At 70.9% G+C, this 14717-nt stretch carries 9 protein-coding genes, 3 tRNA genes and 2 pseudogenes; 6 read left to right on the top strand and 8 right to left on the bottom strand.

What is annotated here, in order from left to right; all coding sequences use genetic code 11:
- Positions 1-346 precede the first annotated feature (346 nt).
- Genes purL through purS form a run of 3 tightly spaced genes read right to left on the bottom strand, consistent with a single transcriptional unit; the run spans position 347 to position 3542 of the window.
- Positions 347-2605, bottom strand: coding sequence for a phosphoribosylformylglycinamidine synthase subunit PurL (purL, locus tag ABZ396_RS28875; RefSeq protein WP_358917297.1), 2259 nt, complete (start codon positions 2603-2605; stop codon positions 347-349).
- Positions 2602-3282 (bottom strand): phosphoribosylformylglycinamidine synthase subunit PurQ, encoded by a 681-nt coding sequence (purQ, locus tag ABZ396_RS28870; RefSeq protein WP_358917299.1) that lies wholly within the window; start codon positions 3280-3282, stop codon positions 2602-2604. The genes purL and purQ overlap by 4 nt, the downstream gene beginning before the upstream one ends.
- Positions 3279-3542 (bottom strand): phosphoribosylformylglycinamidine synthase subunit PurS, encoded by a 264-nt coding sequence (purS, locus tag ABZ396_RS28865; protein ID WP_358917301.1) that lies wholly within the window; start codon positions 3540-3542, stop codon positions 3279-3281. The genes purQ and purS overlap by 4 nt, the downstream gene beginning before the upstream one ends.
- A 359-nt stretch (positions 3543-3901) precedes the next feature.
- Between purS and ABZ396_RS28860 the strand changes: the two genes are divergently transcribed.
- The 6 genes and pseudogenes from ABZ396_RS28860 to ABZ396_RS28835 all read left to right on the top strand — a co-directional run bounded on the left by ABZ396_RS28860 (position 3902) and on the right by ABZ396_RS28835 (position 5863).
- The gene (locus ABZ396_RS28860; RefSeq protein ID WP_358917303.1) at positions 3902-4219 is read left to right on the top strand and encodes an Lsr2 family protein; all 318 of its coding nucleotides are present in this window, start codon (positions 3902-3904) and stop codon (positions 4217-4219) included.
- A gap of 136 nt (positions 4220-4355) precedes the next feature.
- Positions 4356-4427 (top strand) — tRNA-Gly (locus ABZ396_RS28855).
- Positions 4428-4508: 81 nt separating this feature from the next.
- Positions 4509-4584: transfer RNA gene (locus ABZ396_RS28850), tRNA-Gly, on the top strand.
- A gap of 137 nt (positions 4585-4721) precedes the next feature.
- Positions 4722-5108, top strand: a pseudogene (locus ABZ396_RS28845) (ATP-binding cassette domain-containing protein); the annotation flags it as partial.
- A 46-nt stretch (positions 5109-5154) separates the two neighbouring features.
- A pseudogene (locus tag ABZ396_RS28840) lies at positions 5155-5768 on the top strand (response regulator transcription factor).
- Positions 5769-5790: 22 nt separating this feature from the next.
- Positions 5791-5863, top strand: a tRNA-Gly gene (locus ABZ396_RS28835).
- Between the two features lie 71 nt (positions 5864-5934).
- On the opposite strand, the gene ABZ396_RS28830 is transcribed toward ABZ396_RS28835, so the two are convergent.
- The 5 genes from ABZ396_RS28830 to ABZ396_RS28810 all read right to left on the bottom strand — a co-directional run bounded on the left by ABZ396_RS28830 (position 5935) and on the right by ABZ396_RS28810 (position 14676).
- Positions 5935-6849, bottom strand: coding sequence for a phosphoribosylaminoimidazolesuccinocarboxamide synthase (locus tag ABZ396_RS28830; protein WP_358917305.1), 915 nt, complete (start codon positions 6847-6849; stop codon positions 5935-5937).
- A gap of 341 nt (positions 6850-7190) precedes the next feature.
- Positions 7191-8684 carry a N,N-dimethylformamidase beta subunit family domain-containing protein gene (locus tag ABZ396_RS28825; RefSeq protein WP_358917307.1) on the bottom strand — a complete coding sequence of 498 codons (1494 nt, stop codon included), beginning with the start codon at positions 8682-8684 and terminating at the stop codon, positions 7191-7193.
- A gap of 276 nt (positions 8685-8960) precedes the next feature.
- Positions 8961-10718 carry a hypothetical protein gene (locus ABZ396_RS28820; protein ID WP_358917309.1) on the bottom strand — a complete coding sequence of 586 codons (1758 nt, stop codon included), beginning with the start codon at positions 10716-10718 and terminating at the stop codon, positions 8961-8963.
- Positions 10719-10996: 278 nt separating this feature from the next.
- On the bottom strand, positions 10997-12250 hold the full coding sequence (purD, locus tag ABZ396_RS28815; protein WP_358917311.1) for a phosphoribosylamine--glycine ligase: 1254 nt from the start codon (positions 12248-12250) through the stop codon (positions 10997-10999).
- Positions 12251-12450: 200 nt separating this feature from the next.
- Positions 12451-14676: a DNA polymerase III subunit gamma and tau gene (locus ABZ396_RS28810; RefSeq protein ID WP_358917313.1), complete on the bottom strand. Its 2226-nt coding sequence runs from the start codon at positions 14674-14676 to the stop codon at positions 12451-12453.
- Positions 14677-14717: the final 41 nt, after the last annotated feature.

Raw genomic sequence — 14717 nt, 5'->3', positions numbered from 1 at the left:
CACGCCCGCGCCCGAAGCGGCGGGTCCACTCTTCAGGTTTTTGACGGCGGCGTACCGGCGTGAGGGCGTCAGGGGAGGAGGCCGGAGCGGGGGGTGATGACCCAGTGGTTGCTGTGTATGACCCTGTCGGCGAAGTCGACGTCCGTCTCGCCGAGGAGGCGGAAGCCCAGGGATCGGCAGATGCCGTTCGAGGGAGCGTTGCCCGTTGTCGGGAAGGCGGTGGTCCTCCCCGAGCCGATGGGCATCGAACTCGACACGGAGATCCTCAAGAACTACGTCCGATGAGCCGAGAAGGCCCCGCCCGGAAAGATGAAGCCGGGCGGGGCCTTCGTCGTGGTACGGCGGGTTACGCCAGCAGCGCCGGGATCGTGCCCTCGTGGGCCTCGCGGAGTTCGGTCAGCGGGAGATCGAACTCGCCCTGGATCTCCACCGAGTCGCCGTCCACGACACCGATGCGGGCCACGGGCAGGCCCCGCGCACCGCACATGTCGTTGAAACGGACCTCCTCGGAGCGGGGCACGGCGACGATCGCGCGGCCCGCCGACTCGGAGAGGAGGAAGGTGAACGCGTCCAGACCGTCCGGCACGACCAGGCGCGCGCCCTTGCCGCCGAGGAGCGCCGACTCCACGACCGCCTGGATCAGACCGCCGTCGGACAGGTCGTGCGCCGAGTCGATCATGCCGTCGCGGGAGGCCGAGATCAGGATCTCGGCCAGCAGCCGCTCCCGCTCCAGGTCCACCTTCGGGGGCAGGCCGCCCAGGTGGTCGTGGACGACCTGGGACCAGGCCGAGCCGCCGAACTCCTCGCGCGTGTCGCCGAGGAGGTAGAGCAGCTGGCCCTCCTCCTGGAAGGCGACCGGCGTACGGCGGGCGACGTCGTCGATCACGCCGAGGACGGCGACGACCGGGGTGGGGTGGATGGCCACCTCGCCCGTCTGGTTGTAGAGGGAGACGTTGCCGCCGGTCACCGGGGTGCCGAGCTGCTGGCAGGCATCCGCCAGACCGCGCACCGCCTCGGCGAACTGCCACATCACCGCCGGGTCCTCGGGCGAGCCGAAGTTCAGGCAGTCGGAGACGGCGAGCGGCTTGGCACCCGTCGTCGCCACGTTCCGGTAGGCCTCCGCCAGCGCCAGCTGCGCGCCCGCGTACGGGTCCAGCTTGGCGTAGCGGCCGTTGCCGTCCGTGGCGATGGCGACGCCGAGGCCGGTCTCCTCGTCGACGCGGATCATGCCGGAGTCCTCCGGCTGGGCGAGGACCGTGTTGCCCTGCACGAAGTGGTCGTACTGCGAGGTGATCCACTTCTTGGAGGCCTGGTTGGGGGAGCCGACCAGCTTCAGGACCTGGTCCTTCAGCTCCTCGCTGGTCGCCGGCCGCGGCAGCTTGTTCGCGTCGTCCGCCTGGAGCTCGTCCTGCCAGGACGGGCGTGCGTACGGGCGCTCGTAGACCGGGCCGTCGTGGGCGACCGTGCGCGGGTCGACGTCGACGATCTTCTCGCCGTGCCAGAAGATCTCGAGCCGGTCGCCGTCGGTGACCTCGCCGATGACCGTGGCGATGACATCCCACTTGGCGCAGATCTCCAAAAACCGGTCCACCTTCTCCGGCTCGACCACCGCGCACATGCGTTCCTGCGACTCGCTCATGAGGATTTCCTCGGGCGAGAGGGTCGAGTCGCGCAGCGGGACGTCATCCAGTACGACGGTCATACCGCCGGAGCCGTTCGACGCCAGTTCGCTGGTCGCGCAGGAGAGCCCCGCCGCGCCCAGGTCCTGGATGCCGACGACCAGCTTCTCGGCGAAGGCTTCGAGCGTGCACTCGATCAGGAGCTTCTCCTGGAACGGGTCGCCGACCTGCACCGCCGGCCGCTTCGACGGCTTCGCGTCGTCGAAGGTCTCGCTCGCCAGGATCGAGGCGCCGCCGATGCCGTCGCCGCCGGTCCGGGCGCCGTACAGGATGACCTTGTTGCCCGCGCCGGAGGCCTTGGCGAGGTGGATGTCCTCGTGCCGCATCACTCCGATGGCGCCGGCGTTGACCAGCGGGTTGCCCTGGTAGCAGGCGTCGAAGACGACCTCACCGCCGATGTTGGGCAGGCCCAGGCAGTTGCCGTAGCCGCCGATGCCGGCGACCACGCCCGGCAGGACGCGCTTGGTGTCGGGGTGGTCGGCCGCGCCGAAGCGCAGCGGGTCGACGACGGCCACCGGGCGCGCGCCCATCGCGATGATGTCGCGGACGATGCCGCCGACACCGGTCGCGGCGCCCTGGTACGGCTCGACGTACGACGGGTGGTTGTGCGACTCGACCTTGAAGGTCACGGCGTAACCCTGGCCGACGTCGACGACACCCGCGTTCTCGCCGATGCCCACCAGCAGCGCGTCGCTCTGCGGGGCCTTCTCACCGAACTGGCGGAGGTGGACCTTGGAGGACTTGTACGAGCAGTGCTCGGACCACATCACCGAGTACATGGCGAGTTCGGCGCCGGTGGGGCGGCGGCCGAGGATCTCCACCACCCGCTCATACTCGTCCTTCTTCAGGCCGAGTTCGGCCCAGGGCAGCTCGACGTCGGGGGTCGCGGCCGCGTGCTCGACCGTGTCCAGAGGCGTCCGGCTCATGCGGTGACCAGCTTCTTGAGGATCGAGGTGAAGAACGGGAGACCGTCGGTGCGGCCGCTGCCGATGACCGGCTCGACGGCGTGCTCCGGGTGCGGCATGAGGCCTACGACGTTTCCGGCCTCGTTGGTGATGCCGGCGATGTCGCGGAGGCTGCCGTTGGGGTTGACGTCCAGGTAGCGGAAGACGACCCGGCCCTCCGCCTCCAACTTGTCGAGCGTGTACTCGTCGGCGACGTACCGGCCGTCCATGTTCTTCAGCGGAATGTGGATCACCTGGCCCTCGCGGTAGTCGCCGGTCCAGGCGGTCCCCGCGTTCTCCACCCGCAGCTTCTGGTCACGGCAGATGAAGTGGAGATGGTTGTTGCCAAGCATCGCGCCCGGGAGCAGATGCGCCTCGGTCAGGATCTGGAAGCCGTTGCAGATACCGAGGACCGGGAGGCCGGCCTTCGCCTGCTCGACGACGGACTCCATCACCGGGGAGAAACGGGAGATGGCGCCGGCCCGCAGATAGTCGCCGTAGGAGAAACCGCCGGGGAGGACCACCGCGTCGACCTGGTGGAGGTCCTTGTCCTTGTGCCAGAGGGCCACCGGTTCGGCACCCGCGAGACGGATCGCGCGCTGGGTGTCCCGGTCGTCCAGACTTCCCGGGAAAGTGACGACGCCAATACGAGCGGTCACTTCGCCGCCTCCGCCACTTCATCGACGCGAACGGTGAAGTCCTCGATCACGGTGTTGGCGAGGAAGGATTCCGCAAGGTCGTGGATGCGGGCGAGCACGGCCTCATCGACCGGCCCCTCAACTTCCAGTTCGAATCGCTTTCCCTGACGGACATCGGAGATGCCTTCGAAACCCAGGCGCGGCAGCGCACGCTGGACCGCCTGGCCCTGGGGGTCGAGGATCTCCGGCTTGAGCATGACGTCGACTACGACGCGTGCCACTGGCACTCCCGGTGTTGTGGTGCTGGCTGCTGAGCAGGTCCTGCCGAGGTCTCCGACAGGTGTCTTCAGACTACCCGCACAAAATTTCTACGCGGGTAGAGTTGTAGGAAACCACGTGAGCCGCATCACGATCGGGTGACAGTGGGGGATCCACACGAAAAGTTCTGGGAAAGTTCCCCGGGTTCGCCCACGACATCTATTGCGCCGGGGACACGCGGACGGATTTAGTCGGGCTTCACTTTGTATTGCCAGGCACTGTACAAATGAATTGGCAATAGCCGATACTCGGCACGTCATCTCCGCCATCGCGGTCATCGCCGATGAGCTGTAAGACGTGCCACACGAAGGGACCGATATTCGTGGCGCAGAAGGTCGTGGTCACTCTCTTTGACGACATCGACGGCTCGGAAGCGGCGGAAACGATCGCCTTCGGACTCGACGGCAAGTCGTACGAGATCGATCTGAATCGAGCCAACGCCAAGGAACTGCGCAAGGCCCTGGAGCCTTACGTGACGGCCGGCCGCAAGCGGTCGAAGTCGGGCAAGGCGTACAAGCAGACGGAGGTCGCCCCCGACCCGGCGGCCGTCCGTGCCTGGGCGCAGGCGAACAAGATGGATGTCCCGGCACGCGGTCGCATCCCGAAGAAGGTGTACGAGGCGTTCAGTGCCGCACAGTGAGACGCGGCTCGGGCTGTCCTCAGGGACCGTCACCGGCCCCCGGGGACAGCCGACTTGCGCTACCCCCCTGCTGATCAGCTAATGTCTGGAGCACGCCGAGGGGCGCGGCCGAAAGGCTGAAACCCACGGAGTACATGCGGGTGTAGTTCAGTAGTAGAACATCCCCCTTCCAGGGGGAAGGCGCAGTGTGCAATTCCTGTCACCCGCTCTGCACCGCCGGTCCTGAGCATGCTTGTGGATCAGGTAGGCTGGTGCTCGCACCGATCGGTGGGAGCCGGTCGGGAGCAGTGCGGACGTAGCTCAGTTGGTAGAGCGCAACCTTGCCAAGGTTGAGGTCGCGAGTTCGAGCCTCGTCGTCCGCTCCAGTTCGTAGGAGAAACCCCAGTCATGTGACTGGGGTTTTTTCATGCGCCAGGACGCCAAGGCACGCTCTGACATTTGTCATCGCGAGTGATGACACCGCGCACTGCTGCCGGGCCCGGTCCCCGGGGACGCTCGTCCCATGGAAGACAACGAACACGAACACGAACACGTGGTTGAGGTCACAGATCTCCGCCGTGTGTACGGGGGCGGGTTAGAGGCGGTCCGCGGAATCACCTTCTCCGTGAGCCGCGGGGAGATCTTCGCGCTCCTCGGCACCAACGGCGCCGGAAAGACCTCCACCGTCGAACTGCTGGAGGGCCTCGCACCGCCGAACGGGGGCCGGGTGCGGGTGCGGGTGCGGGTGCGGGTGCGGGGCCACGATCCGCACCGCGAGCGGGCCGCCGTACGACCGCGCACCGGCGTGATGCTCCAGGAGGGCGGCTTCCCGTCCGAGCTGACCGTCGGCGAGACGACACGGATGTGGGCCGGCTGTACGACGGATGCCCGGCCCACGGCCGAGGCACTCGGCCGGGTGCCGCTGTCCGGTCGTATGGCGTGAGCGGCGTCACCTCATGACGTCTCCGGTACGGCTGTTGCTCGCCGACGACGAACATCGGATCCGGGGTGCGCTCGCCGCGCTGCTGGGACTTGAGGACGACCTGGTCGTGGTCGCGGAGGCGGCCACCGGGCCGGAGGCGCTCGCCATGGCGCGGGCCCATCGGCCCGACGTGGCGGTACTGGATCTGCAGATGCCGGGAGCGGACGGTGTGAAGGTCGCCACATCGCTGCGGACCGAACTGCCCGGCTGTCAGGTGCTGATCGTCACCGGTCACGGACGGCCCGGGCGTCTGAAACGGGCCCTGGCCGCCGGTGTGCGGGGGTTCGTCCGAAGACGGTCAGCGCGCAGCGGCTGGCGGAGACCATCCGTGCGGTGCATGCGGGAAACCGCTATGTCGACCCCGAGTTGGCCGCCGACGCGATCTACGCCGGGGACTCGCCGCTGACCGCACGGGAGTCCGAGGTGCTGGAACTGGCGGCCGACGGCGCGCCGGTCGCGGAGATCGCCGAGCGGGCCGCGCTGTCGCCGGGAACCGTGCGGAACTATCTCTCCTCGGCCGTCGCCAAGCTCGGTGCGGAGAACCGTCATACGGCAGTGCGTCTCGCGCGGGAGCGAGGTTGGGTATAGTTGCTCTCGCGCCTCGGCGCATGCGGACGTAGCTCAGTTGGTAGAGCGCAACCTTGCCAAGGTTGAGGTCGCGAGTTCGAGCCTCGTCGTCCGCTCCGAAAAGAAAGCCCCCGGTTCTCACCGGGGGCTTTCTTTCTTTTCTCGTTCTCTCGTGTCCCTTGCGGGGTCAGCCCCAGCTCTGGCCGGTCAGCCGCTCGTACGCCTCGACGTACTTCGCCCGGGTCGCCTCGACCACCCGCTGCGGCAGCGGCGGCGGGGGCTGCTCGCTCTTCCGGTCCCAGCCGGACTCGGCCGAGGTCAGCCAGTCACGCACGTACTGCTTGTCGAACGACGGCTGGACGCGGCCCGGCTCCCACTCGTCGGCCGGCCAGAAGCGGGAGGAGTCGGGGGTGAGGACCTCGTCGGCGAGGACGAGGACGTCGTCGCCCCCGGCGCCCTGCTCCAGGCCGAACTCGAACTTGGTGTCGGCCAGGACGATGCCCCGGTCGCGGGCGATGTCCCGGGCCCGCCCGTACACCGCGAGGGTGGCCTGCCGCAGTTGGGCGGCCGTCTCGGCGCCGACCTGCCGGGCGACGTCCTCGTACGACACGTTCTCGTCGTGCTCGCCGACCTCGGCCTTGGTGGCCGGGGTGAAGATCGGGGCGGGCAGTTCGGAGCCGTCGACCAGGCCCTCGGGCAGGGCGAGGCCGCACACCGTACGGGACTCCTGGTACTCGGCCAGGCCCGAGCCGGTGAGATAGCCGCGGGCCACGCACTCGACCGGGAGCATCTTCAGGGACTTGCAGATGAGGGTGCGGCCCGCCCAGTCGGCGGGGGCGCCCTCGGGCAGATCGGTGCTGATGACGTGGTTGGGGACGAGGTCGGCGAGCTTGTCGAACCACCACAGGGAGAGCTGGGTGAGCACCCGGCCCTTGTCGGGGATCTCGGTCGGCAGCACCCAGTCGTACGCGGAGATACGGTCGCTCGCGACCATCACGAGGTCGCCGTCCGCGTTCTGGTACAGCTCGCGCACCTTGCCGGTGTGCAGATGCACCAGACCCGGCACCTCGACGGGTTCGGGCTTTTCGACGAATCCGGACACGGTTCCTCCCCGTGGTTCTGTACAGGTGCCCCCGATTCTCCCGTATGCCGGGTTGCCATCGGACACGGGGTTCGGATCTGTGGTCCGTTGAGGGCGATTGAGCGTGTTCTGGGGTGCGTGAGTGAGTGTCCCGGTTGTGGTGTGCCAGGGATCATGGAAGGGAACGGGGAGAAACACGGCCGCCGTGGCGACCGGAAGACGCGCCCTGGGGCACCCGATACGGCGTCGGACGACACCGCCCCGTACCCACCAGCGCGATGGCTACGGGCATCGGACCCGCCCAGACCGGACCGGCAGCCTCTGGGCGTGAGGGCTCACTCCCGCTCAGTCCCTGGGAACGGTCAGTCCCGTTTGCAGATGCGGTCCAGGAGGTTGGCGGTGGCGCGCTGGACGCGGGGGTCGATATGGCCGGGACGGTCCAGGGCCGGGGACCAGGCGAAGGACCCGGAGGCGAAGACCAGGGCGCCGGAGGGGGCCCGGTAGAGGGAGGTCTCCTGGTGACGGACGGCGCCGTCGTTGTCGGTGTAGGGGGAGTGGGCCAGCAGGATGCGCTCCTCGTGCTCGGGCAGCGCGGTGCGCGGGAAGTAGCGGTCGGCCTCCCCGGCCACCAGGCCCGGCAGTTCGTCGCCCTCCTGCGCGCCGGTGGCCTCCCAGAGCCAGTGGCCCGCATTGCGCACGATCAGGGGATACGGCTCGGGCACCCGGCCCGCGTACTGGATGCCGACCGTCTGCTGCTCGGGCCGGTCGATCTCGCGCCAGAGCACGGGTTTGCCGGGGCCCTTGCGTTTTCGGCAGGTGAGCAGGCGGTCGGCGACCCCGGACGGGGACGGCCCCAACTCCACTTGCCAGTACATGGTGTTGGCGGACAGGAAGACCAGCGAGGTGCCGCTGTCCCGGGCCAGCTCGACCGCGCGGCGCATCTGCGGGGACCAGTACTCGTCGTGGCCCGGGAAGACCAGGCCCCGGTAGCGGGCGGGGTCGACGCGGCCGGCGTGCAGGTCGCGGGCGTCGGCGTAGGCGATGTCGTACCCGTAGCGCTCCGCCCAGCGGATGAAGTCGTAGGCGTGGCCGACGTGCAGGGGCAGGCCCGCACCCGCGTACGGGCGGTCGAAGGAGACGGTGGTCGCCGCGTCGGCCTCGCCGAGCAGCCGGCCCCGCTCGTCCCAGGCGTGGTAGAGGCTGGCGCCGGTGCGACCGTCCTCGGGGTAGAGGTTGTACGCCTGCCAGGTGATGTCCGGCAGGAGGAGGAGCAGATCGGCGGGGTGGTCGTCGCGGATCGTGAAGGGCACGTGGGAGCGGTAGCCGTCGGCCGTGGTGAGCACGGCGACATAGGCGCCGATGCTCCAGTACGACGGGACCTGCAACCGCCAGGACAGCCACCAGTGGTGGCAGGAGACCGTACGGTCGGCGGCCAGCGGCGGGGGCTGCACGATGCCGGACAGTCGCGGGCTGGTACTGATCTTGGCGGCGCCGTGACCGCCGTAGTGGCCGATGCGGTAGATGTCGACGCTGAATTCCTGCGGCGGGTCGACGGTGATGTGGAAGTCGACTGCCTCGCCGGGGGAGACCGCGCCGGTCGAGGTGAATCCTTTGATCTGGCGGTGCACGTCGTCCGCCGAGCGGGGGCCGACGGCACTTCGGGGTGCGGGGACCCGCGGATTCTCGCCGGTGGGCTGTGGCCGGCTCGGGTCGACGTACCACGGGACGACATGACCGGTGTCGTCGAAATAGGTCTCGCTGCCGCGCAGCCAGGGAACGGGCCCCTGACCGAAGGGGTCCGTGACGGCGTGCGCGAGTGCTCCCGACTCCCAGCGGCGGATCTGGTCCGATGCCATGGTGGCTCCCCTCCCTCGTGCCCCCGTGAAGTGTGCTGATACGAGTCGTCGTGCGGTGGTACGGCGTTTCGTGGCCGAGCTTGTTCTGTTCTGGTCGTGCCCTGTTCCGGCCTCGATCGTGGTGCTGTGACTGGGGCGGCTGTCTTATGTCGGATGCGCTTGCCATTTCACCGAACGGTCCCAGCACATCACATAACGCACGCGTACGGTCACGGTTCGTTGCGAATTTGCCTGAAGTGGAATGCTTCACTCCGCTAAAGCGTCGAAACGCCGAGGTCAGACCAGCCGTACGGGCTTCTCGGGACGTATCCCGGACTCGACCAGCCAAGCCCGCAGCGGGGCCGGGTCTCCCTCCTCGATGAGGCTGAGGACTCTGGGCGTCAGGTCGGCGGCCCGCTCGCCGTCGACCAGCAGGGACGGGCCGTCGAGCCAGTCCAGACCGGGGGTGGCTCCGGCGGTGTCCATGGCCGCGCAGCACACCATCGCCGTGACGTGGTCGGCGAGGAGTTCGCGGGCGGTGCGCGGAGGCTGCAGTGGGAGCAGGGGCAGCGTCCCGTCGTCCCAGAGGGTGCTGTCGGGGCCCTGCCCGGCGGGTGCGGGCGAGCCGGGGCCGGGGCGCGGGGTGACGGCGGCGGCTTCCTCCCGGGCAAGGGCGGCGGTGAGGCCGGCGGCGAGGGCGGCGCTGCATTCGGTGCCGGTGGTTTCCTCGCCGTCCTCGTCGTAGGCCGGGGGCTCTTTGGGCCTGCTGCGGGCGGCCGGGTCGGTGAGGTGGTCCAGGACCCGGGCCAGCGTGGGGCCGCCGGGGTCGGGGGCGGCGGGGTCGAGGGTGGCGCGGACGCCGAGGGAGTCCAGGACGCGGTGCAGACGGGCCGCCTCGGTGCGCCAGGTGCGGTCCACGACCTCGTCCGGATACTCCTGCCAGGCCACCGGTGACCAGTCCGGTCCCGGCTCGGCGGGGCCGCCGTGGAAGAGGCGGGCGGCGAGCAGCGAGGCGGCCTCGTCCGCCAGGCCCGGCTCGTCCAGCAGGTCGCAGGCGGGCCGCTCGCCGAGCCGGGAGGCGAAGCCCTCGGCCAGCCGGTCGCGCCGGGACAGCTCGGTGAGCGCCGCGACCACTCCCGCGTCCAGCCGGGACGGCCAGCGGCCCATCCGCCAGGCGGGCAGCGCGACCCGGGTCAGAAGGCGGTCCCAGCCGGCGTAGGCGAGGCCGACCTGCTCCTGGGCGACGATCCGCAGTCCGTAGTCCACAGCCTGTGCGCGCTCGGCGGCCGCGGCGGCGACCCCGCGCTCCATCAGCGCCGCGTGCTCCCGGCAGCCCCGCAGCATCAGCCGGGCCACCCAGCCGAGGCCCCCGCAGAACAGGCGGGTCGCCGGACAGCGGCCGGTCGTCGTGGAGACGGCGACCGCCGCGTCCAGCCCGCGCACGAAGCGGCGGGCGGCCGCTATGTCCGGGTGCGCCGACGGTCCCGTACCGGCGACGACCGGGGCGAGGACCGCGCGCAGCTCACCCACACGCATCCACCACAGGAACGGGGAGCCGATGACGAGCACGGGGGCGGCCGGCGTACGGCGGTGCGGGCCGGGGCTGCCGAGCTCGTCGCCGCCCTTGGGAGCGGGCGGGCCGTGCGCCGGGTGGGTGCGGTCCTCCAGCCAGCTGTCGCAGTCCGGGGTGAGCGCTATGGCGGAGGGCACCGGGACGTCGAGACGGTCGGCGAGGTCGCGCACCATCCGGTACAGGTCCGGGGCAGACTCCTCCGGGATCGGGACCGTGGGGCTCACGGCCGGGCGGGCGCGGGCCACGACCACCGCGATGCCGGCGGCGGCCAGCAACACGACGGCGGCGAGCACGCCGACGACCCAGCGGGCCGTGTCCCAGCCGCGGCCGACGAAGTGACCGGTGGAACCGCCGGTCAGCAGGATCACCATGGCCGCCGCGGGCAGCAGCGCCACGGCCAGGGCCCGGCCGCGGACGCGCAGCACGGCGAGAGCCCGCGCACGGGCCCCCTGCGCCCCCGCCTCCACACCGATTCCGGTCACGACCGGACCTCACCCCCTCCCTGCTGTGCCGGCGCTGTCCTGGCTGTTGCTCACTCCCCCACTGTGGCACCCACCACTGACATCGCAATGCCGGTGGGCCAAGTGCCGGAACACCTGCGCCGCACCCTAGTTGGGGCCTTGGCCCCCGTCAGCCGGTTGGGGCATCGGTCACTCGATGGAATGGCTTTGGTCAGAGGTGATCGACAGACAGCAACGATCAGGCCCCGGATTTCCGGGTTCCGGGGCCTGACCAGGAGCGGTGGACGCATGTACGGCGCTCAGGCCTCGGCCGCAGCCTTCGCCGCAATGTCCGTACGGTGCTGGGAGCCGTCGAGGCCGATCCGGGCCACGGCGGCGTACGCCCGCTCACGGGCCTGGGTCAGGTCCTGGCCGGTCGCGGTCACGGAGAGGACCCGGCCACCGGCGCTGACGACCGCGTCGCCGTCCCGCTTCGTCCCCGCATGCAGGACGTAGGCGTGCGGGGCGTCCTCGGCGGCCACCGTGTCGAGGCCGGTGATGGGGTCACCGGTGCGCGGGGTGCCGGGGTAGTTGTGGGAGGCGACGACCACGGTGACCGCGGCGTCGTCGCGCCAGCGCAGCGGCGGAAGGTGGTCGAGGGTGCCGTTCGCGGCCGCGTGCAGGACGCCGGCCAGCGGGGTCTTCAGGCGGGCGAGGACCACCTGGGTCTCGGGGTCGCCGAAGCGGGCGTTGAACTCGATGACCCGGACACCGCGCGAGGTGATCGCGAGGCCGGCGTAGAGGAGACCGGAGAACGGGGTGCCGCGCCGCCGCATCTCGTCGACGGTCGGCTGGAGCACGGTCTCCAGGACCTCGTCGACGAGCTTGGGGTCGGCCCAGGGCAGCGGGGAGTACGCCCCCATGCCGCCGGTGTTCGGCCCCTGGTCCCCGTCCAGGACGCGCTTGAAGTCCTGGGCGGGCTGCAGCGGGAGAACCGTCACACCGTCGGTGATCGCGAAGAGGGAGACCTCGGGGCCGTCGAGGAACTCCTCGATGACGACGCGGCCGCACCCGGCGGCGTGTGCCGTGGCGGCCGCCAGGTCGTCGGTGACGACGACGCCCTTGCCGGCGGCGAGGCCGTCGTCCTTCACGACGTACGGCGCTCCGAAGGCGTCGAGGGCCGCGGCGACCTCCTTGGCATTTGTGCAAACGTACGAACGGGCGGTGGGCACCCCGGCCGACGCCATCACATCCTTGGCGAACGCCTTGGACCCCTCGATCCGCGCGGCCTCCCCGGAGGGGCCGAAGACCGGGACACCCGCCTCGCGCACGGCGTCGGCGACCCCTGCGACGAGCGGGGCCTCCGGACCGACGACGACGAGATCGGCGCCGATCTCCTGGGCCAGCGCGGTGACGGCAGCGCCGTCCAGGGCGTCGACCTGGTGCAGCTCGGCGACCTCGCCGATACCGGCGTTGCCGGGGGCGCAGTGCAGCGCGGTGACGTCGGAATCGAGGGACAGAGAGCGGCACAGGGCGTGTTCGCGGGCGCCGCTGCCGATGACGAGGACCTTCACGGGGGTCAGCGTAGCCGGGTGGGCCGACTGGAGGTTTCTCCAAGGGGGCGGAGTGGGGGCCGACCGTCTGCTGAGGACCGTGTTCCCAAGCGAAACTCAGGGGGCGCGGGGAATAGCGCGAACGACCCCGTACGACCGCAGCCTCCGGACAATCCGCGGCTCCCGCCTCCGGACCGTCGACGTGTGTCACCCGTCACGCGTCACTCGTTGCGGATCTCCTCCACCACCGTCGCCCCGAGCTCCCGCACGATCAGTTCGTGACCCGAGAGGGCCGACTCGTCGAGGTCGGGGTCGTCCTCCTCGGGGATGTCGTCCTCGGGGGACACCGGGGGCGGCTCGGGGGCCGCGGGCGGCGGGGCCGGAGCCGCTGCCGTCGGGGAGGACGACGGGGCGCCCTGGGGCCGGGCCGTGGGCGGTGCGGGCTGGGGAGCCGCCGGGCGGACGGGGGCCGACGGGGCGGGGCCGCCGTAACCGGACGACGCCGAGGGTGCGCCGCCGGGGCCGGCCGGAGCCGGGCCGCCGCCGCCCGTCGGGTCGACGACCGCCTCGATCCGCCACTGCACACTGAACTGCTCGGCCAGCGCCTGCCGCAGCACGTCCTCGCTGCCGCTGCTCGCGAAGTTGTCGCGGGCGCCGGCGTTGACGAAGCCGAGTTGGAGGGTGGTGCCGTCGAAACCGGCGACCTGGGCGTTCTGGCTGAGCAGGATCCAGGTGAAGCGGCGACGGTTCTTGACCGCCTCCAGGATGTTCGGCCAGAGGACCCGGGGGTCGAGGCCGCCGGCGGAGGCGGGGGCGGCCGGGGCGGGAGCAGCCGGGGTCGCGGACGCCGGCGCCGGGGCCGGCTGGGCCGCAGGGGCGCCCGTGGCCGTGGCCGTGGGCCAGCCGCCGGGGCGGCGGGCGACGCCGCCACCCGCGGGGGCGGCCGTCGGCCAGGCGCCGGGCGCGGCGGCAGCGGGGGCCGCAGGGGCCGCGGCCGGAGGGGATGACGGCGTAGGGGCAGGTGGCTGAGGGGCCGGTGACTGATGGGCCGCTGACTGATGGGCCAGTGACTGATGGGCCGGTGACTGGGCGGCCGGTGACTGTGCCGGGGGCGCGGGCTGTGGCTCGGGCGCCGCTCCCCCTCGTACCGCCGCCCGGGCCGCCGCGGGGCCACCCCTCTGCGGCACCGGAGCCCCCGCCGACGCTCCGCCGGGCGCCGCGGCCGCCATGTGCGCCTCGGGCCCGGGGACGTACCCCATGGCGGGCGCACCGCCCCCACCCGAGAAGTTGACGCCACGCTCCAGCCGGTCGAGGCGAGCCATCACGGACCGCTCGTCGCCGTAGGCGGCCGGCAGCATCACGCGTGCGCAGATCAGCTCCAGCTGGAGGCGCGGGGAGGTGGCGCCGCGCATCTCGGTCAGCCCCTCGTTGACGAGGTCGGCCGCGCGGCTGAGCTCGGCGGCACCGAACGTGCCGGCCTGGGCCTGCATACGTTCGAGAACGTCGGCGGGGGCGTCGAGCAGCCCTTTCTCCACGGCGTCCGGGACGGCAGCGAGGATCACCAGGTCCCGCAGCCGCTCCAGCAGGTCGGCGACGAAGCGGCGCGGGTCGTTGCCCCCCTCGATGATGCGGTCGACGACCTCGAAGGCGGCGGCGCCGTCCCCCGTCGCGAATGCCTCGACGACGGAGTCGAGCAGGGACCCGTCGGTGTAGCCGAGCAGGGAGGTGGCCATGGCATACGTCACACCCTCCGCTCCCGCCCCGGCGAGCAACTGGTCCATGACGGACATGGAGTCACGCACGGAACCGGCGCCCGCGCGGACGACGAGCGGCAGCACGCCGTCCTCGACCGGGATGTTCTCCTTGCCGCACACCTCGGCGAGGTAGTCCCTCAGGGTGCCCGGCGGCACCAGCCGGAAGGGGTAGTGATGGGTCCGCGACCGAATCGTCCCGATGACCTTCTCGGGCTCGGTGGTGGCGAAGATGAACTTCAGATGCTCCGGCGGCTCCTCGACGACCTTGAGCAGCGCGTTGAAGCCGGCCGACGTGACCATGTGGGCCTCGTCGATGATGTAGATCTTGTAGCGGCTGCCGGCAGGCCCGAAGAAGGCCTTCTCGCGCAGCTCACGGGCGTCGTCCACACCACCGTGAGAAGCCGCGTCGATCTCGATGACGTCGATGGAACCGCGCCCGTTCCGCGCGAGGTCCTGGCACGACTGGCACTCCCCGCAGGGCGTCGGCGTCGGTCCCTGCTCGCAGTTCAGGCACCGCGCCAGGATCCGCGCGCTGGTGGTCTTCCCGCACCCACGCGGCCCGCTGAACAGGTACGCGTGATTGACCCGGTTGTTCCGCAGCGCCTGCTGCAACGGGCCGGTTACATGCTCCTGCCCGATGACCTCGGCGAACGACTCCGGGCGATAGCGGCGGTACAGCGCGAGAGACGACACGCTTACGAGGTTATAGGCGCCCACTGACAACCAGCCCCGCC

This window comes from Streptomyces sp. NPDC005866, from assembly GCF_040629895.1.
In the GTDB taxonomy this organism is placed as follows: Bacteria; Actinomycetota; Actinomycetes; order Streptomycetales; family Streptomycetaceae; genus Streptomyces.
Note: the sequence above shows the minus strand (reverse complement) of the source record. Positions and strands in the feature narration are given on the sequence as shown.

Bases quoted from the DNA above. Each gene is read 5' to 3' on its own strand.
- ABZ396_RS28825 (WP_358917307.1), bottom strand. From the start codon at position 8,684: ATGGCATCGGACCAGATCCGCCGCTGGGAGTCGGGAGCACTCGCGCAC.
- purL (WP_358917297.1), bottom strand. From the start codon at position 2,605: ATGAGCCGGACGCCTCTGGACACGGTCGAGCACGCGGCCGCGACCCCC.